The sequence below is a fragment of the Spirosoma profusum genome (assembly GCF_014699005.1).
In the GTDB taxonomy this organism is placed as follows: domain Bacteria; phylum Bacteroidota; class Bacteroidia; order Cytophagales; family Spirosomataceae; genus Spirosoma; species Spirosoma profusum.
Genome location: NZ_JACWZY010000004.1, coordinates 298,909 through 320,785, shown reverse-complemented (window position 1 = coordinate 320,785; position 21,877 = coordinate 298,909). Strand labels below are relative to the sequence as shown.

Annotated in this window: 7 protein-coding genes; 5 read left to right on the top strand and 2 right to left on the bottom strand. The window is 47.5% G+C overall.

Going from position 1 to position 21,877, the window contains the following annotated elements:
- The first annotated feature begins 3 nt into the window (after positions 1 to 3).
- From IC229_RS07630 to IC229_RS36055, 4 genes are all read left to right on the top strand, one after another.
- Entirely contained in the window at positions 4 to 4,779 is a 4,776-nt protein-coding gene (locus tag IC229_RS07630) for an RHS repeat-associated core domain-containing protein (protein ID WP_190886350.1), read from the top strand.
- Positions 4,776 to 5,195 carry a hypothetical protein gene (locus IC229_RS07625; protein WP_190886349.1) on the top strand — a complete coding sequence of 140 codons (420 nt, stop codon included), beginning with the start codon at positions 4,776 to 4,778 and terminating at the stop codon, positions 5,193 to 5,195. Before IC229_RS07630 ends, IC229_RS07625 begins: the two co-directional genes overlap by 4 nt.
- Positions 5,196 to 5,303: 108 nt before the next feature.
- Entirely contained in the window at positions 5,304 to 7,616 is a 2,313-nt protein-coding gene (locus IC229_RS07620) for a DUF7619 domain-containing protein (protein ID WP_190886348.1), read from the top strand.
- A 450-nt stretch (positions 7,617 to 8,066) separates the two neighbouring features.
- Entirely contained in the window at positions 8,067 to 8,828 is a 762-nt protein-coding gene (locus IC229_RS36055) for a CPBP family intramembrane glutamic endopeptidase (protein WP_190886347.1), read from the top strand.
- 36 nt (positions 8,829 to 8,864) lie between these two features.
- On the opposite strand, the gene IC229_RS07610 is transcribed toward IC229_RS36055, so the two are convergent.
- Complete coding sequence (locus IC229_RS07610) at positions 8,865 to 11,534, bottom strand: ABC transporter permease (protein ID WP_223833904.1); 2,670 nt, start codon at positions 11,532 to 11,534, stop codon at positions 8,865 to 8,867.
- A 3-nt stretch (positions 11,535 to 11,537) separates the two neighbouring features.
- A complete protein-coding gene (locus IC229_RS07605; RefSeq protein WP_190886346.1) occupies positions 11,538 to 11,864 on the bottom strand; it encodes a PadR family transcriptional regulator in 327 nt (108 codons plus the stop codon).
- A gap of 719 nt (positions 11,865 to 12,583) precedes the next feature.
- Between IC229_RS07605 and IC229_RS07600 the strand changes: the two genes are divergently transcribed.
- Positions 12,584 to 21,871, top strand: a complete 9,288-nt coding sequence (locus tag IC229_RS07600) for a CARDB domain-containing protein (protein ID WP_190886345.1) — start codon at positions 12,584 to 12,586, stop codon at positions 21,869 to 21,871.
- Positions 21,872 to 21,877: the final 6 nt, after the last annotated feature.

Genomic DNA, 21,877 nt, shown 5'->3' with positions numbered 1-21,877 from the left:
ACTATGTTTCGCCTACTGTTTTTTTCGATACTCATTTTTCTGGGATCGTCAGGTCAGTTCCTCTTCGCCCAGAACAGGACCCGGCCTACCGTACCTGTACCTAATGGTTTTGAAATCAACAGTTATACGGGTAACCTCTATCATCGGCGAACGGATTTAATGATTCCGAGCCAGGGGTTACCTATTGACATTACATTCTCCTACAATGCAACCCGTAGGAGTCGAAACTGGGGCATGGGTAAGGGCTGGACCTTTACCTATAATATGGCCTATTATGCCGACAACTCGGGCGTCTGGGTCGAACGGGCCGATGGGCGTCGGGAGCTTTATCAAAAATCAGGCGCGAATTACATACCCGCAACGGGCGTCTTTGATGCCCTGAAAGAGTATGAATCCGGCAAATTCTATGTTCAGACGAAAGACGGTCTGCGGTATTACTTTGAAAATGCCAGCCACAAGCGCCTGACCCGTATGCAGGACGCCAACGGAAATCAGATCAGTTTGGCATATACCGATACGTTGCTGACTACCTTGACGCACAGTTCTGGCCATACGGTGAACTTTAGCTGGACGAGCGGACGTCTGACCGAAATCAAGGATAACAGTTGTTTGCCGGAGCGCAAAATCACGTATCAATACGACGCCCAAGGTAACCCCTCCCAGGTCACGAACCCCATCGGTGATTTTGTGAAGTACTACGCTGACACAACGGCACGTATCGTCGGCTATACGGACGAAGGCGGCAACAACATGAGTATTTTTTATAATCGGAATGGGGCCGTTTCTAAAGTCGTTTCCTGCGCTACCAGCCATGTATTCAGCTACGTATCACGGCAGTTGAAAACATTTGTGGCCGAACAGGTGAACGGTCAGACGGTGGTGACGACCTATACATTCGATGATAAAGGGCGAGTTATTTCAAAACGCGGGAATTGCTGCGGCTACAATCTGGAATATAACTACGATGCAAACAACAACATTACCCGTCTGACCGATGGTAACAGGAAATCGACGGTTTATACGTACGACAGCAATGGTAACGTACTAAAAGAAACCGATCCGGCTGGCAACGTAACAACCTATACGTATGAATCGACTTTTAATAAAGTCACGAGTTTAATCGATAAAAGAGGAAATACCACTACGTTTAAATACGATGCCAAGGGTAATCTCACGGAAATCGATAAGCCGCTGGGCGTAATCGAGAAATCGACGTATGACACGAAAGGGAATCGCATTACCTATACCAACGCTAACAATTTTACGACGAGTTATGAGTACAATAGCAATGGGAATCTCACCAGAATAACCGATCCGGAGGCTGGTATACGCACGTTTACCTATGATTGTTTTGGGAACCAGCTCACAGAAACCGATCCTGAAAGCCATACGACAACGTATCAATACAATGCCTTGAACCAACGTACCAAAATGACGGATGCGTTGGGGCAAATAACGAATTACACCTACAATAAACTCAAACTACTGGCTTCGGAAACCAATGCACTAGGCAAGGTGACGAGCTATGCGTATGACGGCTTGGGACGACGTATCAAAACGACACTTCCGCTTGGTAATACCATGTCTATGGAATACGATGGACAGGGAAATATTGTTAAGGAGACGGATGGAAATGGTAACGTAACAACCTATACGTACAACAGTCGGAAGCAACCACTGTCTGTTACGGACGCGCTGGGAAAAACGGTCTTTTACGAGTATGATGATGCCGGGAACAAGTTAAGTGAGACAGACAAAAACGGAAATACGACCCGGTTTGCCTACGACGATCTGTATCGCCTGGTTAAAGTTACGGATGCGCTGGGAGGCATAACCACCTATAGCTATGACGCGATGGGTAACCGTACTGCCGAAATCGATCCCAACGGCAACACGACCACCTATACCTACGATGCGTTGCAGCGATTGACCAAAACCACCGATCCACTCAATTATTCGGAACAATACACCTACGACGCAGCCGGTAATCGACTGACCGTTAAAGACAAGAATACTAACGTAACGACCACAACTTTCGATAAGCTGAATCGCCGGAAAACGGTTAGCAATGCGTTGGGTGGTGTAACCAGCTTCACGTATAATGCCAATGGCCGACTTACGTCCGAAAAAGACCCCTTAAATCGAATCACTACGTATGCTTATGATAACAATAGCCGGCTGGTTACAGCGACTAATGCGCTTAATGAGGTCACTACGTATACCTACGATGCGATTGGTAATGAAAAAACAGTTACCCACCCCAATGGCAAGTTAGAAACCCATACGTACGACGATAATAGTCAGTTGCTGACAACGACGGATCAGATCGGAACCGTCGTTACGTATACCTATGATGGTAATGGAAATGTAAGCACGGAAAAGGATGGAGCTGGCAATACTACGTCCTTCCAGTATGATGCTCGTAACCAGCTTATCAAAACGACCTTCCCTAATCAGACTACGATTCAGATTGCCTATGATGCCAATGGGAATAAAATCAAGGAAACCGATCAGAAAGGTAACGTAATGCTCCTTGCGTATGATAAGCTGAATCGGACAAATACCATTACCGATCAGCTTGGACAGAATAACCGGTTTACTTACGACGCCAAAGGGAATCTCATCAATATCATTGACGCCAAGAACAATACCACTTCTTACACCTACGACAACCGGAATAAACTCACGTTGCAAACCTATGCCGACGGGTCGACCAAGCGGTTTGCCTATGATGCGCAGGGAAGTTTAGCCGAAAAAACGACTGGAACAGGAACGAAAATCCAGTATAAATACGATGCGCTTAATCGGCTAACTGAGCGACAATATCCGGCCAACGTAAAGGAAACGCTTGAATATGATGCGGCTGGCTATCTGGTGAAAGCGATAAACGCCAACGCTACGATTACACTTTCCTACGATGCGTTGGGCCGATTGATCAGGGAAGACAATAATGGCAAGCCAACGAGCTATTCATATAATACGTCGGCCAGAACCAAATCCATTGATTATCCGGGCGGTACAAAGATCGTGTGGCAGATGGACAACCGTAGCCGATTGATTGAAGTCAAGCGCAACAATACTACGTTGGCCGGGCTGCAATATGATGGCGCGGACCGGCTCACGAAAAAGACGTTCTCAAACGGTACGACGGCAAATTACGGCTACGACGCCATGAGCAACCTGCTCAGTCTGACTGCCACTCCCGCATCGCAGCTAAATATCCGCTATCAATACGATCCTTCAGACCAGCGCACACTGACCGAACGGCTGCACAAGCCGACACGCTCGGAGACGTATACGTATGATGCTACGTTTCAGCTCAAGGATTTTGCTTCGGGCCAATACAGTAATAACCAGCTAACTCCTTCTGTATCGCATCAATATACCTATGATGCACTGGGTAACCGGACCATTGCAAAAGAAGGCGCTACGGAGAAAACCTATGCTTCCAATTACGTCAATCAGTACACCGCCATTACAATCAACGGTAGCAATGCGCTCCCTACCTATGATCGCAATGGTAACTTACTTACTGATTGCAGCAATACGTACGAATATGACCCTGATAACCGTTTACTCGCCATTCAGAATGGTACAGCCAGAGTTACGTATGCCTACGATGCCTTAGGCCGCCGGGTCAGCCGAACACAGGACGGAACGACCACCCGCTATTACTACGATCTGGACAATGTCATTGAAGAAACTACCAACAGCACAATTAAGAGCTTCGTTTACGGCTCGGACTTTGATCAAATTCTCTATGCCAACGCTGGCGCCAATGACTATTACTACCAGACCGATGATCTGAATTCGGTACAGAATATTACCAATGCTTCTGGCAACGTACTGGAATATTACACATACGATCCCTTTGGTACACCTCACATTTTTAGTCCGGCAGATGTTGAGCTAGCCGCTTCTACACTTAACAATCTTTTATACACCGGCAGACCGTACGAGTTTACGTTCGAATCGTATCACTACCGCAACCGGGAGCTGAGCCCAATTCTGGGTCGTTTTGCCCAAAGAGACCCGTTAGAATATATAGATGGACTTAATAATTATGCTTATGTCAATAACAACGTAACGAATGCAACTGATCCGTTGGGGTTAGTGAATTGGGGCGGAGTTGGGAGTGCAATTGGCGGACTAGTTCAAAGTGGATTTGGCATTGCTGGAGGGATAGCTTTAAGCAGTACCGGACTAGGCGCTACAATTGGGATTCCTTTAGCGGGTATTTCAAGCTATGAACTTTTTGCGAATCTTGATAACCTTTTGAAGTCCTTAAATGATCTGGATGTCAGTAGTACAGGCTCCTTGGCAAAGGACATCGCTAAAGCGGTTGATCCATGTAATGGCAATTACCAATTAGCAGCTGAAGCTTTTGATTTTCTGAAAGGTTTTGTAGGTCCTAGTGGATTTGCTAAAAACGGAGTGAATTCAATCTCTAAAAATGAAATAAATTTTATACCTAAAAAAGGAGTAACAATAATTGGAGAAACTATGGAACGGGTCAAGGTTGCTGCATCAAAAATCCCAGGGGCGAAAACTCTAAATGATATGCCTGATTTTATTGGTTCAAAGGACCAAATAACAAGCCAAATGATGCAATATAATCGTAAATGGATACTAAATGAAATGCGGAGCGGTCGTACAATATTAGACATTGGAAAAGATGTGAATAGAGTTAATCCAAGTATTTTTTACCAGATGGAACAAAATATGTTAAAAAACTATCAAAAATTACACCCTGGCTCATTAAATATTGTTAGACCATGATTGAAGGTGCACTCTACATAGAAAGGGTAAGTAATTATTTTGAATTTTTAATACTTGAATTCGATTTTGATTTAGTAAATAAAGAAATAAGAGGTAATACATTTTATGATGTTCAATATCGAAATATGGCAAAGGTTATATCAATTTCCTATGAGAATATAGAAGATTATTTATTGGTAAATATTTTTTTACTTCAAAATGGCGAATTGCCAAATTACGACGATAGCACAAAAACAATAAATTTGAATAGGATTAGTGCTTTTATTATTCCAAAGATTAATAACAGTGAGTTTAATGCGAATAATGAATTTTTTTCGAATTGTTTGGCAGAAAATACTCTAGAAAGAAAATTACTGAAATTAGCGAAAACTCTACGTCTTTGCTTGATACATTTAAGTGAATGGCCGCTGTACTAATAAGTTTAATTCTGTTCAGCTAGTTTATCAAGAAATGCAAGGTTAGACTAGTAATTTTTTGATTAATAGGGTAATGAATATCATGCGAATGTTTAATAATAAATACAAATGAAACATATCCATTGGATACTATTCATACTCTTTTCTACGTCGTTGAGCTTTGCTCAAACGTCGAGTAATTGCAATCCAGGCGATCAGGATGGTGAACCTGGCTGTCCAAATGGAGGCTGCTCAAATAATCCTAAACCTACAATTTCCATCCCGGTTGTCAGAGCTTCGGACCCGAACGAAATTATTGGTCGGACGGGGTATGACAGTCTGATACGCTGGGTATCGGTCAAGCAGAATCTGGAGTATAAAGTTCTGTTTGAAAACGATCCGGATTTTGCGACGGCTCCTGCTCAGAACGTAACGATTTATGTACCGATTCACGAAAAATTTAATCCATCATCATTACGTATCAGCGATTTCGGCTTTGGTAGTTTTAATTTTTCCGTTCCACCGAACACCAGCGTTTATACAAACCGACTGGATGTCCGGGATAGTTTAGGGATTTATGTCGATGTCACGGCGGGGCTGGATATTGCCAAACGACGGGCGTTCTGGATTTTTCAAAGCATCGATCCGGCCACGGGTTTAGCTGCTACGTTACCCCCAAATAGCGGTTTTCTGCCAGTTAACGATAGCCTGAAACATAATGGCGAAGGGTATGTTACGTTCACCATTATCCCTTCAAGTCGGAGCGTGACCAAAGACACTACGTCGGCCCGAGCCAGTATTATTTTTGATATTGAAGAAACAATTGCTACTAATTTATGGAAGAATACTATCGATGCTGGTGCTCCTTCCAGCCACGTTAAGCCCCTTCCTGCTCAGGCAAGTTCGCCCACATTCAACGTTGAGTGGGAGGGCCAGGACGATGCTGGTGGCTCTGGTATCCGCGATTTTGATTTGTACGTATCGGAGAACAATGCGCCCTTTTCTGTTTTTAAAACCGGGCTGACTGATAGGTCCATTCCGTTTACGGGAACATTAGGAAATAACTATCGCTTTTATACGCTGGCAACCGATAACGTTGGCAACAAAGAGGAACCTCCCGCAAACGCCGATGCGCAAGTCACGGTCGGCTGTGTTGAGCCTGCGATGAGCATCAGTCCTTCAAGTGCAACGCTGACCTGTGCTTCTCCAACAGTGAGTCTGTCGGTGGTTGGGACGGGAAGTGCCCGGTGGTCGACGGGAGCTACTACGTCCACTATCAGTGTAAGTGTCGCGGGCACTTACTCCGTAACCCTGACCAATGCCAATGGCTGCACGGCCACAGCTAGTGTGGTGGTTAATGCGGCACAAACTGTTCCTTCGGTTAGCATTAGCCCTTCGAGTACGACACTCACCTGTGTTTCTCCGACGGCCAGTTTGTCAGCGGTTGGGGTAGGGGGTGTTCGTTGGTCTACGGGAGTCACTACGTCCAGTATTAGTGTGAATACAGCAGGCATTTATTCTGTAACGCTGACGAATGCCAATGGATGCATCGCCACGGCCAGTGCAGTAGTGAGTGCGGCTCAGGTGGCTCCTTCAGTAAGCATCAGTCCTTCCAGTGCGACGCTGACCTGCGCTTCCCCAACATCTAGTTTATCTGTGACGGGAGTTGGTAGCGTTCGTTGGTCGACAGGGGCCACTACGTCCGCCATCAGTGTAAACGTAGCGGGTACGTATTCGGTGACGTTAACCAATGCCAACGGCTGTACGTCCACAGCTAGTGCAGTAGTGAGCTCGGCGCAGGCGGCTCCTTCAGTAAGCATCAGTCCGTCCAGTGCGACCTTAACTTGTGCTTCTCCCACCGCAAGTCTGTCGGCCGTTGGTACGGGGAGTGTTCGTTGGTCGACAGGAGCCATTACGTCCGCTATCAGTGTAAGTTCCACCGGAACCTACTCAGTGACGTTAACCAATGCCAGCGGCTGTACGGCTACAACCAGTGTTGTCGTGAATGCGGCTCCGAATCTGCCTTCCGTGAGCATCAGCCCATCCAGTGCTACGTTGACTTGTTCTCCGCCATCGGCAAGCCTTACGGCGGTTGGAGCAGGTACTGTTCGCTGGTCTACAGGAGCCACTACGTCAACTATCAGTGTAAATATAGCAGGAACCTACTCAGTAACCCTGACCAATACTTCTGGATGTACCGCTACTGCTAGCGCTACGGTGGTAACCTCGCCTAATCCTCTCCTAATCACCGTTAAAAATGGTAGCTGGGACGACCCAACGACCTGGTCCTGTGGTCGTGTTCCGGTGGCAGGTGATATAGCGGTGATTCAGCACGTAGTAACAGTTCCGGCGAGTTACACGGGTTCGGCACTGAACATCCGGTACAGGACTGGAGGGAAAGTGATTTATGGGACAGGTAGTAGAATACGATTAAGGAATTAAGGAACCTGTTTAAACTTTTGTTTAGAGGAGACTTGTGTCATTCTGACGAAGGAAGAATCTTTAAGATTCCTTACTGGAGTGCTAGGAATCTTAAAGATTCTTCCTTCGTCAGAATGACAAAAACGCCCATTTTTGACCTATTCTCGAAAGGTATGAATAGCTTCCTTAAATGTCAGGTTGCGTTTAGTTAATGGTAGAAGCAGGGCTTTTGGCTTTGCCTATTGCATTCCGGTAAAAGCTCGTTTACTTTAGTGGTAATCTAAAACTACGACGATGAAAGATAAATTTCGGATACCTCGTGTACCTAACTCACTGTTTTACAATTATTGGCGGATAATCTTTCTGGCAATTGGCCTCACTGTAATTGCACTGGTTAAAATGCTGGGCTGACAGATAACGTATTGCAGATTTTTAGATATATAAAATGCAGCGTATGCTAGTTATGCTTTTATGCCAAATCAACAGAGTTTACAAAGTGAGTTGAAGCCAGTTTGGAACAGACTGTTCGCTTTCAACTGGAAATTTGGCATTTTATTACTGTTCGTACTATGCATACCTCGATTCCTATTGGTCCTGCAAGCCAACTCGTCTGCCAATTATGGTTCCATTGGCCTTATCATGCTTATTTCCGCCAGCTGTCCATTCATCTTCCTTACTCGGTATGGACGTCGAAAGATAGGGTTAACAAAACCCACGCGCTATAGCGTACTTGTATTGGCGTTATTGGCAGGTATCATATTCAGTTTACTGCTTTATTATTTAGGGATTAGCTTGTACAATCATACAGAGAGCAATTGGTACGTCTATATTGGTAAGTCCTATAAAATACCAGCCTCCATAAACGAGTCTGATAAAGCGGTCATATTTAGCATTATAGCCCTAACGAGTATGGTATTTAGCCCTATTGGCGAAGAATTCTTTTTTAGGGGAATTGTCCATTCAAGTTTTGCTCAATCGTTCGGTACAAAAGCAGGATCACTCGTTGATAGTTTAGCCTTTGCCCTAACACATATCGCCCATTTCGGTTTAGTGTTTGTGAACCATCAATGGCTTTTTCTACCAATACCCGCCCTGCTTTGGGTCGTGAGTATGTTTTTGGTAAGTATGTTGTTTTTCCGTTTCAAAACGTATTCTGGTTCGATACTAGGGGCAGTTCTGTGTCATTCTGGTTTTAACCTGGGAATGACATATAGTATCTTTTATCTACTTTAATTTGAAGAGTTAACCAGTCTTTGTAAATCCACAATTTCATTCACTACGTAGTGATTTCACGGGATTCACCAGCGCTGCTTTGATGCTCTGATAGCTAACGGTCAGTAGCGCTACGCCAGTCACCAGTCCTCCCGCCAGTGTAAACATCCACCAGGCTATGTCGATACGGTAAGCGAACGTCTGTAGCCACTCATGCATGGCCCACCAGGCCAGCGGAGAGGCAATCACAATAGCCACAGCGACTAATTTCAAAAAGTCGCCCGAAAGCAATGCTATAATACTTCCAACACTGGCCCCCATCACTTTCCGAACGCCGATTTCTTTCGTTCGCTGCTCCGCCATGAACATAGCCAGCCCAAAAAGACCTAAACAGGCAATACCAATTGCAATTAGTGCGAAATAGCTGGTTAACTTGCCGACTAGCGTCTCACTTTTGTACAGTTTTTCAAAGTTTTCGTCGGCGAACGTATAGGTGAAGGGATAGGCTGGATTAAACTGTTTCGCCAGCTTTTCCAGACTGGCAAGTGCCTGCTCGGTCTGGCCAGGCTGAGTGCGTACTAGCAACGTATTATTTGTCGTGCCGAAATGAATAACCAGTGGTTCAATGGCCACACGCAGGGAGTTCAGATGGAAATTTTTCACCACGCCAACAATCGTCCCCGGTACGTCCTCAAAGGACATTGTCTGCCCAACGGGCGATCCGGCCGGTCCGCCGGTGCGGTTCCGGTTATTCATGCCCATACGCCGGGCAGCTTCTTCGTTGATGATATAGTTCGTGCTGTCGGCTGGAAACGCCTTTGAAAACTCCCGTCCGGCAACTAACTGGATGTTCATGGTCTTCACAAAATCATAGCTGACGGGCAATTCAAAAAACATCGTATTGTCGGTCTGAGGCTTGCCTTTCCAGGAAACACCCGTTGTGGAATTGTTTGTATATAAGGGGTCTTCAGCCGACGATGACACCGACCGAATGCCGGGAGCCTGTAGTAAAGCCTGACGAAACGGTTCAAAATGCCTGGTCAGTTCGCCATCTACCCGCATGTAAATGACATTCTCGCGGTCAATACCAAGGTTTTTGGTGCGGATGAAATGCATCTGCCGACTAACGATTAACGTACCAATAATTAACAGTAACGACAGCGCAAACTGAAACACGACTAAGCCTTGTCGCAGCAGTACAGCTCCGGCTTTAAAGCGTAATAAAGCGGTCGGACTATTGCCTTTGAGCACTTTTACCGGTTGAAGCGACGATAGAAAAAATGCGGGATAGATGCCCGCCAGCAGACCGGTTATGAGCGCCAATCCCAACAGTCCTGCCCAGAAAATGGGATTGTCGTAGGGAATAGCCATTTGTTTTTCGGTTAACTGGTTAAACAAGGGAATCAGGCACTGAACCAGCACTAGCGCAATCATGGCGGATACGATGGTCAGCAGCACTGCCTCGCCCGTAAACTGCCCAATTAGATAAGCCCGCTCGGCACCGACGACTTTACGAATACCTACTTCTTTGGCACGCTTCGCTGAACGAGCCGTAGCCAGGTTCATAAAGTTAATGCAGGCAATCAGCAGCAGGAAAACAGCTACAATCGTAAACAGCCGAACGTATTCGATACGTCCACCATCTGGCTGACCTTTCGTGAATTTTGAATGCAGATACGTATCCTCGAACCGAAACATAAACGTAGTAACCATCGTCAGAGTCGAATCGTGACGATGGATAAAATCGAGCATTTTTGCGTTGAGGGCCGCTATATCGACGTTTGGACGTAGTAGCGCAAATGTCCGCCAGCCGTTCCTGGACCACCGGGGTGCCTGGGGATTTTGTTTGATGTAGGGTTTTGAGGGCAAAACGAAGTCGAACTTCAGCGACGAGTTCGTAGGGATGTCTTGAAAGACACCCGTTACCTGCCGGTCGTCTTTGTTTCCGATCCGAACCGAGCGCCCAACCACATCGGTTCGACCGAAGAGTTTACGGGCTACCGCTTCAGAAATGACAAGTGAGGATGGGCCAACCAGTGCTGTTTTAGGATTACCCTGTACCATCGGAAACGAAAAAATCTGAAACAGATCCGGACTGGCATAACAACCCCGCTCACGGTACGAATTCGTGCCTACGGCTAGCAGGAGCATATTTCCCGGTGTCATATGTACGCTACGTTCCACTTCGGGCAATTCGGCCACCAGGGCCGGAGCCAATAAATGGGGCGTTGTGGGCGTAGTACTCAGGTCGTTTCCGGTTGTCTGCTGATTCTCCAGTATCTGATACAGCCGTGACCCATTGGCATGAAAATGATCGATGCTACGTTCGTGCTGCACCCACAACAGAATCAGTAAGCTACTAGCCATTCCTAATACAAGCCCCAGGATGTTGATCGAGGCAAAGGTTTTATGGCGAGTGAGGTTGCGCCAGGCGATTTTGAGATAGTTCTGAATCATGACAAGACTGATCATTGTAGGTTGGGGGTATTCGTTACGTGTCTGATAATCAGTAGTTATTCGGCGTTGGATAAAATATGGCCGACAGAATCGAATAACTTCCCAGAAGTACAATTGCCGGGCTTTAGCTTCACCGAATTCCGCTACGTGCTGGTCAAACTGCTCATGCAGATCGCCCAATAGTTCTTCGAGCATGTGAGGTGGACAGAACCACTTCAACAGCCGACCAGCCCAAGTAGGCGGAGTTGCCCTGAGTTGCCGATTTGCCATGACTTACGACAGAGAAAGATTTGGAATTGCATTCCATAGCTCGTTGCGAAGCTGGCGCATCTCAGCTAGAGTAGACTTACCGGCTGCAGTAATGGTGAATAGTCGTTTCCGCCGACCCCCTCGAGCTGTTGTTGCTCCTCCTAATTCGGAGCGAACAAACCCTTTTTCTTCCAGCCGGTACAGGGCAATATGTACCCCACTTAGACTGATGGTTCGGCTGGTACGTTGCTTGAGTTCAGCCGCTATAGTTACCCCGTAAGCAGCACCTGACAGGACGGCCACTGTCAATAAGACCAACTCCTCGAATTCTCCTAAATAAGCCCTGCCCATGAATAGTTGCTACGTTGATTCGATTTGATTGTTATTTGCTAAACAAATAAAATGCCAATACCTTAAATAGGCTTAAACAGAGCGTCTTAAGGGTGATAGGGGAGAGAGTATGTCCGGAATCGTACAACCTGCGTTCATTAGCGGACATGGTTGACTATCTGTTCCTTAGTCAAACAATTTTCCTCAAACCCTCACGCAGCCAATTGATCGGAACAGAATACAGTCGCACTGGAATTAGGGAGTCAGATGAACACGTATAAAAGGGAAGAAACCGTACTAATGTAATGATTCCAGATAGTAATGAGTTTATTCGGAGAACGTATATACATTAGCGGTAGAACCTTGCACGGTAAGAATACTGAATGAAAAGGGTTACGATAGCGTACCTAATAAGATAATTCTTCTTTGCTTCAACGTGACTTAAAGCTGTATCAGGATGGAATTGAGCTATAACCGAAATCCTGAATCGTTTGCACTTAAGTTGCCCAGTTTTGTAGGAAACGTCACTAAATATAATTAAACAAGATGAAATATAAGTAACTAGGTGATTGCTTTCCGTTGTTTCTTGACAGATAATTGTTTACAGAAACTTAGTAAAGTAACGTTTAATAAATTTAAGATAATATTTTTCTAGATTGGTAAATATGTAAATGTGATTCCGAGTAAATTTCAGCAGTTAAATATCAGTACTTATATATCCACATCTAATTTGTATAGAAATGCCTGCGATACGTGCGTTATCCTTGACTATTTGGGTATGTTTATTAGTATATACAAGCTGTTATGCACAGGTTAATGTAAGCGGAAGTGTATCCGGCATATGGACCAAAGCCAACAGCCCATATATTCTTAACGGATCTGTTAGTGTTCCGAATGGGCAAACACTCACAATACAAGCGGGGGTAGAGGTGCAGTCAACAACATACTCAGACCGTCTGGCTGTCTATGGTACGTTACTGGCTCAGGGAACGGTGTCAGATTCCATTCGTTTTCAGGGCTTCTCCAGCACTGCCGTGAGCGGTTCCTCGCACGGTGGTGAAGTTTACTTCGACGCCAGCAGCGTGAACTCGGTGCTGGACTATGTTCGTTTCGATCAGTTGGGCGATGCGCAGTACTATGGAAATGCCGTTCAAACCCGTTCGTCCTCGTTAACTATTTCCCGCTCTACCATTCAGAACAGTGAAAACGTAGGTATATACATTGCTTCGACGGGCATCAATCCTGTTATCACTGCGACTCGGTTTATTAACAATCCCAAAGCGATCAGCTCGTCCCCGTCAAGCGTTGGTGGTATTAGTAACTTAACGAACGCAGCTATCCGGTTACGTTCTGAAGCGACTTCATCCTCCTGCATTATTCCCAAACCAGGACCAGCTTCCTTTTATGAGCTTGAAGGTGGAACGGTCACCATTTCAGCCAGTACTACCACGACAATTCAACCTGGGGTAGAAGTACGTTTTCTATCCTTTTCAGATCGTATTACTGTAAGTGGTACGTTACTGGCTCAGGGAACCGGCGCCGATTCCATTCGTTTTCAGGGCTTCTCCAATACCGCCGTGAGCGGTTCCTCGCACGGTGGCGAAGTCTACTTCGACGCCAGCAGCGTGAACTCGGTGCTGGACTATGTTCGTTTCGATCAGTTGGGCGATGCTCAGTATTATGGAAATGCGCTTCAGACCCGTACTTCTTCGTTAACTATTGTCCACTCTACCATTCAGAATAGTGAAAATGTAGGTATATACATAACCTTAACAGGTATTAGCCCTGTTATCACAACCACTCGTTTCATTAACAATGCAAAAGCCATCAGTGCGTCTCCGTCAAGCGTTGGTGGTATTAGCAGCCTGACTGCTACCGCTATTAATTTACGCTCAGAGCCCACCAGCGTTTCATGTATTATTCCCAAACCGGGTCCTTCGTCTTATTATCAACTTGAAGGCGGTGTCGTTACGGTTTCGGCCAGCACGACCACTACGATTCAGGCGGGTGCCGAATTGCGCTTTCCGACCTATCTGGATCGTCTCGACATAAGTGGTACCCTGCTGGCTCAGGGTACGGCGGCTGACTCCGTTTATTTCCGGGGGTACTCCAGTACCATGGCCAGCGGTTCTTCACACGGTGGTGAAATTTATTTTACCGGTTCAAGTATAAACTCGGTGCTGGACTACGTAGTCGTCGATCAGATGGGCGACAAAGATTCTTACCCACATGCGATTCGGGCGTACACATCGTCGTTGACCATCGCGCACTCAATGATTCGCAATAGTGAAAATATGGGTGTTTACATTGTTCCCGTCGGTATCAGTCCAGTTATCACGGCGAGTCGGTTTACGAATAATTTCATATCGATCAGCGCTCCACCGTCGGGGGTAGGAGGGATCAGCAGCCTGACCAATGTGGCTATCAACTTACGGCAGGAAGGTACCGGTGTAAGTTGTGTAATTCCCAAACCGGGGCCCGGTTCATTCTACCAGATGCAGCCGGGTACGATAACCATTTCTGCCAGCACCACGACCACCATCCAGCCGGGAGTCGAATTCCGGTCGGCTAATTATACTGACCAGATTATGGTGTATGGTACGTTGATGGCGCAGGGAACAGTGTCAGATTCCATTCGTTTTCAGGGCATCTCCAATACTGCTGTGAGCGGTTCCTCGCATAGTGGTCAGATTTATTTTTCCGGTGGTAGCGCTAATTCGGTGTTAGACTACGTAGCGATGGACCAGTGGGGCGACCGGGATAGTTATGGCACAGCAATCGGAATAGGTAACTCCGTTACGGCGATGATCACCAACTCGTCTATCCGTCACTGCGAGTCTACGGCTATCACTGCGTATGGGTCCTCAATGAGTGTAATCAATTCATTGATTCATACAAACGGTGGAACTGGTATTTCCATTATGACTGCTGGCACAAACCCTACTATCAGTGAAGTACGGTTTTCGGGAAACAGTCAGGATATTCTCACTTATCTGTCCAGTATCGGTGGTGTCAGCAGCCTGACCAACGTAGCAATCGGATTGCGGTCGGAAAATGTTATCAACACATCGGTAGTACCAAAGCCCGGACCCGGCTCATACTATCAGTTTCAGCCCGGAGCGACTATTACCATTACTGCCAACACCACGGCCATTATTCAGCCTGGGGTGGAACTACGTTCAACGTCATACACTGACCATCTTACTGTTTCAGGTACATTACTGGCTCAAGGCACTGCGGCTGATTCGATTCGTTTTCGGGGATTTTCAAACACGACCGTCAGTGGGTCTACACATGGAGGTGAAATCTATGTTGATGGCTCAAGTACGAACTCCATATTGGACTACGTAAGCATCGATCAGATGGGGGACACTCAGGCTTACAGCAATGCTATTCAGGTTCGCACCTCATCACTGACGATTACGCATACTACCATTCGCAATAGTGAGAATAATGGTATAAATATCGCCACGGCTGGCGTCAACCCCACCATTACGCAAACTCGTTTTGCAAATAACCCAATCGATATCAGCGCTCCACCATCGGGAGTGGGTGGCATCAGTAGCCTGACCAACGTAGCCATTGGTCTGCGGGCTGAAAATACGAACGTATCCTGCGTGATTCCTAAGCCCGGCCCGGGTTCATTCTACCAGATGCAACCTGGTACGTTAATCATCACTGCCGGCACCAGCACCACTATTCAGCCGGGCGTTGAGTTCCGATCAGCTAATTATGGTGATCGTATTATGGTGAATGGTACGTTACTGGCTCAGGGAACATCGGCCGATTCAATACGTTTCCGGGGCTTTGCCAATCCGGCCGTCAATGGTTCGTCGCATGGGGGACAGCTTTATTTTGCCAGCGGCAGCGCTAATTCACAACTGAGCTACGTAGCAATGGACCAGTGGGGCGACCGGGATACTTACGGTGCCGCCATCGGTATAGGCAACTCAGTTACGGCCATGATTACGAATTCATCCATCCGCAACAGTGAAGTTACGGGTGTCAGTACGTATGCTTCGTCGGTGAGCCTGATCAATTCCCGGATTCACACCACTGGTGGAACAGGTCTTGATTTGTTATCAGCAGGGCTTAACCCGATGATCAGCGGTATCCGTTTTTCGGGCAACAGTCAGGATATTCTCACTTATCTCTCCAGTGTTGGCGGCATCAGTAGCCTGACCAACGTATCGATCGGGTTGCGTGCAGAAACGGTTAACAATTCGATGGTAGTGCCAAAACCGGGCCCTGGATCGTATTATCAGTTTCAGCCAGGAACCAACATTTCAATTGCCGCCAACACCACAGCTATTATTCAGTCCGGAGTTGAGCTGCGTTCGGCCTTCTATGCTGACCGCCTGTTGGTGTATGGTACGCTCATTGCGCGAGGTACCGTAGCTGACACGATACGTTTCCGGGGCTTCTCCACTACGGCGGTTAGCGGTTCATCGCATGGAGGACAGATCTACTTTGCCAGCGGTAGTGCGAACTCGGTACTGGACTACGTTAGTGTTGACCAGATGGGCGATACGCAGACATACGGTGCTGCTATAGAGACTTTTACGTCTTCGTTGACCGTTACCCGCTCGACCATACGAAACAGCGAGTCTATCGGTGTACACATCACCGGTTCAGGTATTACGCCAACCGTTACAGCCACGCGATTTTTTGGAGGAACAACGGCTATTCGGACGTATCCGAGCAGTTGTGGGGGCGTACTGAACAATACCAATGCCCGTATAGCGCTACGCGACGAAAACCTGTCGATCAATACCACCTTACCTTTTCCAGGGCAAAATTCGTACTACGTCCTTGAAGGGCAGCTTTACGTACAACCAACCTATACACTCACGATTGAGGCTGGTTCGTTAGTCGACTTTGGAAATAGTGACCTGTATGTGGCCGGTGCGTTACGGGCCATTGGTACGGAAACGGCTCCCATTCAGTTTCTTCGCCTGCAAACGCCAACTACATCAACGCCGGGTGGTCGGGTATACCTGCATTCAACCAGTAATGGTTCTGAATTAAATTACGTTACGTTCGACCAGATGGGCAGTACGGCCTACGCACTCCCTGCTCTGCATATCGCGACCCCTACGTTCTCGGTAGCCAATATATCGATTGCTAATTCTCAAAACATTGGTTTACAGTTAACTAATGTGGGAGGAGCTGTTATTGCCAGTTCCAACTTCTATAGCAATAAAACGGGGATCTACGTAAACGGCGGAAATCCCACTTTTAATCGCTGTAACATTTACGCGAACGCTGACTATGGCATAAATAATGTCGGCTCGGCCGTTGCGGATACGGTAGATGCGCGTAACAGTTACTGGGGCACACCATCTGGTCCCTATCATTCAACCCTGAACCCGACGGGTACGGGCGACAATGTGTCGAATAAGGTCAAATTCCTCCCCTTTAAGCAGCAACCTCAAAACGGACAAATCTCTGATATTGGCATTAGTGCCATACTGGCTCCCCTAACCGACTGCAACCATACCGCCACAGACAGCGTGCGCGTACGTATCAGCAACTACGGCAATGTGAGCCAAAGTAATTTCACAGTTTCCTATCGCCTGAACAATAGCCCTGTCGTAAGCGAGACTGTTACGTCAGCGGCTTTATTACCCGGACGTAGCCTGGATTATACGTTTACGAACCGAATCGACCTGTCGGCAACGGGAACGTATACTCTCACTGTACTTACCAATCTCCCGCTCGATTCGCTTCACACGAACGATACGTTGCGGAGTACGTTCCAGCATCTGCCGGGCATTGCGGCTCCCGGTAATTTACTCCCCATCGATAACAGCAATAACGTTGATGTGGCCTTGACGCTGAGTTGGGGAGCTGTTGCCGGCGCTGTCGGTTATGAGCTTTACGTCTGGAAGTCGACTGATCCGGTGCCGACCCAGCCGCTCGTTGCGAATTTGACGCAGATCGCTTATACGCTATCAAGTGGACAACTTCAGTATGGTACGTCCTATAAATGGAAAGTCGCTGCCAAACGTACCAGTTGCCGGGCTTCATCAGCTGTCCTCAATTTCACCGTTCGTCAGCTTCCCGACCTGATTGTCGACGCCATAAACGTACCGACTACGGCCACGTCCGAAACGGACATGGTGATTAACTGGCGGATAAAAAATCAGGGAACTGGTAACACCCAGAGTCAGGGTTGGAATGACCTGGTCTATCTCAGCGATCAGCCAACGCTTTTTTCGGGAACTGATAATTTTTACGTCATCAGTCAACCCAATTTCAGTGCGCTGAACGCGGGTCAGTCGTACCAAACCAACAATGTTACGTTCCGTATACCACAGGGTGTACAGGGGCAGTACTACGTTATTGTACAAACGAATTCATCTGGGAGTCTGCCCGAAGTGACGGGTACAAACAATACTACGTCCAGTACTCCCATTAGCATTGCGTTGGCACCACCGCCCGATTTGCAGGTGACTGATCTGGTTGTTAACCCGTTAAATGCTTTCTCGGAGGATTCCATCACCGTTACGTATACCGTCCGCAATGCGGGTACGGGCCCAACTACGTCGGCCAACTGGAATGATCAGATTATACTGGGACAGGATCAGGCCAACCCGGCTAATGGTCAGGTTTTATATACGTTCAACCGAACTCAGGTTCTATTAGTGAATGGTACGTATACGGTTACGCGAAAAGTAAAACTTCCCGAACGTATCAGCGGTACCTATTTCATCCATGTCATAACCGACCGTTTCAGTCAGGTGTACGAGTATACGCGGGATGACAATAACACTCGTACCGGTTTGGCCATGAGCATCATTCAGCGACCTACGCCGAATCTGACGGTCAGTTCATTGGCAGTTAGCAGTACGTTACTGGCGAATAATCAGTCGGTGACTTTGCAATGGACGACAAACAATGATGGGGCCATAACCGCCCAACCGATGTGGGGCGAAACGGTTTATCTGTCGACGAGTGCTACGTTCGGAGCGGGTACTACTTATCCTATCAACAGTTTCCAGCGCACGGACCCTTTAGCCTCACTGGCCAGTAGTACGATTCAACATGCGGTCACCCTGCCAGCAACAACCGCAGAGGGTAATTACTACTTATTCGTTCGAACGGATTCAGGGAATAGCATCTACGAGAATCCAGATGAAGCGGATAACGTATCGCCCGCTTCGCCGATGATTCAGGTGCAGAATCCCGATTTACGCCCACTGGCTTTATCGGTTCCAGCCACGGCCACTTCTGAGCAGACGATTACGCTTCAATGGACGGTGAAAAATGATGGTCTGGCGAGTATCTACAATGCAAGCTGGAGTGATCAACTCTATCTGTCGACCAACAATACGTTTGAACCAGGAACGGATATCCAGCTGACCAACGTATCATCGAACCAGCTACTTGCCGCCGGAGGAGAATATAGCCGACAGGCAACGGCTACTCTACCAGTTGGTATTTCGGGTAACTATTACGTACTGCTTGTTACTGATAACACCAATGGTGTTTTCGAGAAAAATGAAACCAACAATCTTCAGGCAGCACCGCTGGCAATTACGCTGGCTCCCTGGGCAGACTTGCAGGTAACGAGTATCGTGGCGCCCGCCGTCGACACCGTTGGTACTTCGCTTTCAGTACGTTACGTTGCTGCTAACAGTGGAGCAGGGGCCATCGTCAATAAAAGCTGGCAGGATTATATCTATCTATCTCCGACGCCGACCATCAATCCGGCTACCTTATTGCTGCTGGGTACAACCAGTCAAAACCGGTCGTTGAGCAGCGGTCAGTCTTACACGCAGACAGCTGCCTTCCTGCTGCCAACCAGTTTAACGCCGGGTAATTACTACGTTGTGGTCAATTCCGACGTAACGAATTCGATTTTCGAAAACAATGCAGAGGGTAACAACAACAGGATTGCTGCTTCGGCAACGAATATTACAAGTTTACCAGTAATTGACCTGAGTACTACCGCCGGGGCTGTACTGAGTCAAACAGTGACTGCGGGTCAGTCGATCAACATCCAATGGACGGTACGTAACAATAGTGCTTATGCTACGTTGGTGCCGTCGTGGCTGGATGCAGTTTACCTCAGTAATAATCCGGTTCTGGACGCCAGCGACGTATTGCTGGCCACCCAGCCTGTCAGCGGACCCTTAGCTGCCGGTGCTACGTATAACCGGACACTTACCATTCCTATTCCGGCTTCGGCACAGGGAACTTTGTATATTCTGGTTACGGCCGACAGAGACAATCAGAACAATGATGACCAGCGGGGCAATAATACGTTGCCGTTAACCAATTCGTCAGGCAACAGCCAGGCCATCGTTATTACGGTTCCACCGCCCGCCGACCTGGTTCCGCAGTCACTGCTCGGACCGACGCAGGCCACCGTATCGCAGCCGATTAACATTACGTATACGGTTAAAAATAACGGTACGGGTATAACGCCAGCCGCCAACTGGACCGACCATTTTTATCTGGCCACCGATACCCAATTGACGAATGGCATTTTCGTGGGAAGCATCGCTCATTCGGGCGCAGTGGCCCCCGGCAGTACGTATACAGTACAGGATCGATTATTTATGCCGCCCAACGTATCGGGTAATTATGTGCTGGTGCTGAAGTCCGATGGCAATAACGAAGTATTTGAACGGAACGGAGAAGATAATAACACTGCCTTCGCCAACATCTTTATCAATCCACAGCAACCCAGCGATTTAACTGTATCGCAGGTGACAGTACCTGCCGGAGAACAATACGCCGGCAGCCCGGTCACGATTGGCTGGACGCTTTCGAACCAGGGCGCCAACGCTGCAAATGGATTTCTGCGGGAGGCCGTTTACTTATCAAAAGACGCTCAGTTCGACGCGTCGGACGTATTATTTGGTACGCTCGAAAACAGTTTGTTCCTGCCAGCACAGGCTACTCTAACCAGAAGTTTGACGGGCTTGCTGGCGAACGTAACGATGGGAGATTATTACGTAATCGTCCGAACGGATATTCTGAATAACATACTGGAGCAGAACGACGACAATAATCTGGCTGTATCGGGTCCGAAGTTAACAGTTAGTGTGCGCGAACTGGTTTTGAATATACCAACCGCAACGGAATTAATACGAGATAAGCCTCTATACTACAAGATTACAATCCCGTCCAGTCTGACCGCGGAAACCTTATCCGTAACCTTAAAGGGCGATTCGACCAACAACGCAATCAACCGATTGTTCCTGCGTAAAGACAGTATTCCTACAGCTAACCGGTATGATTTTGCCGCTACCATTGCATTCAAGGCCAATCAGGAAGTTGTGGTGCCGTCGCTACTGGCGGGAACGTATTACCTGCTCGCTCTGGGTACCGACACGGCTAAAGTAGCGCAGCCCGTTACGTTGCTGGCCCGGACCGTGCCGTTTGGTATCAGCAACGTAGATGCCAACAAAGGAGGAAACACCGGACTGGTTACGGTGAAAATACTAGGTGCCAAATTTGAGCCAGGCATGACCGTTTCGCTGGTCGGTTCGGCAACGCACGTAGCCACCTCCGTTTACTACGTCGATCCGTCAAAACTTTTCGCTACGTTCAATCTGGCGGGAGCACCTACTGATACGTATACAGTTAAGCTACAGAAAGCAGGTGGCGCAACGACACAGTTACCGAATGGGTTTTCCGTGGTGACGGGTACGCCCGGCGGAGCTGAAGGAGCGGCCCAATTATTCGTATGTACGATCCAGAACATTGGTTTCGATGAAAACGTCCAGCTTGATCTGATTCACCCGGCTTCGGTACGTCGGAATCAGAAAGTGAAGCTGACTGTGGCTTATGCTAATGTGGGTAACGTCGATATTCCGGCGCAAACGCGCATGCTGCTCAGCTTAGAAGGCGCACCGATCAGTTTCACTCCCGATTTCACGGCGAAACTCCAGGAACTGATGCTGGAATTTAAAGAAACAGATGGTCCGCCGGGTATTCTCCGGGCGGGTACATCCGGGTATATCGATTTCTATACCCATGCCATAGCGCCAATTGCCTTACTTATTTCTCAGTAATTATCC

Bases quoted from the DNA above. Each gene is read 5' to 3' on its own strand.
- IC229_RS07600 (WP_190886345.1), top strand. From the start codon at position 12,584: ATGCCTGCGATACGTGCGTTATCCTTGACTATTTGGGTATGTTTATTA.
- IC229_RS07605 (WP_190886346.1), bottom strand. From the start codon at position 11,864: ATGGGCAGGGCTTATTTAGGAGAATTCGAGGAGTTGGTCTTATTGACA.
- IC229_RS07610 (WP_223833904.1), bottom strand. From the start codon at position 11,534: ATGGCAAATCGGCAACTCAGGGCAACTCCGCCTACTTGGGCTGGTCGG.
- IC229_RS07620 (WP_190886348.1), top strand. From the start codon at position 5,304: ATGAAACATATCCATTGGATACTATTCATACTCTTTTCTACGTCGTTG.
- IC229_RS07625 (WP_190886349.1), top strand. From the start codon at position 4,776: ATGATTGAAGGTGCACTCTACATAGAAAGGGTAAGTAATTATTTTGAA.
- IC229_RS36055 (WP_190886347.1), top strand. From the start codon at position 8,067: ATGCCAAATCAACAGAGTTTACAAAGTGAGTTGAAGCCAGTTTGGAAC.
- IC229_RS07630 (WP_190886350.1), top strand. From the start codon at position 4: ATGTTTCGCCTACTGTTTTTTTCGATACTCATTTTTCTGGGATCGTCA.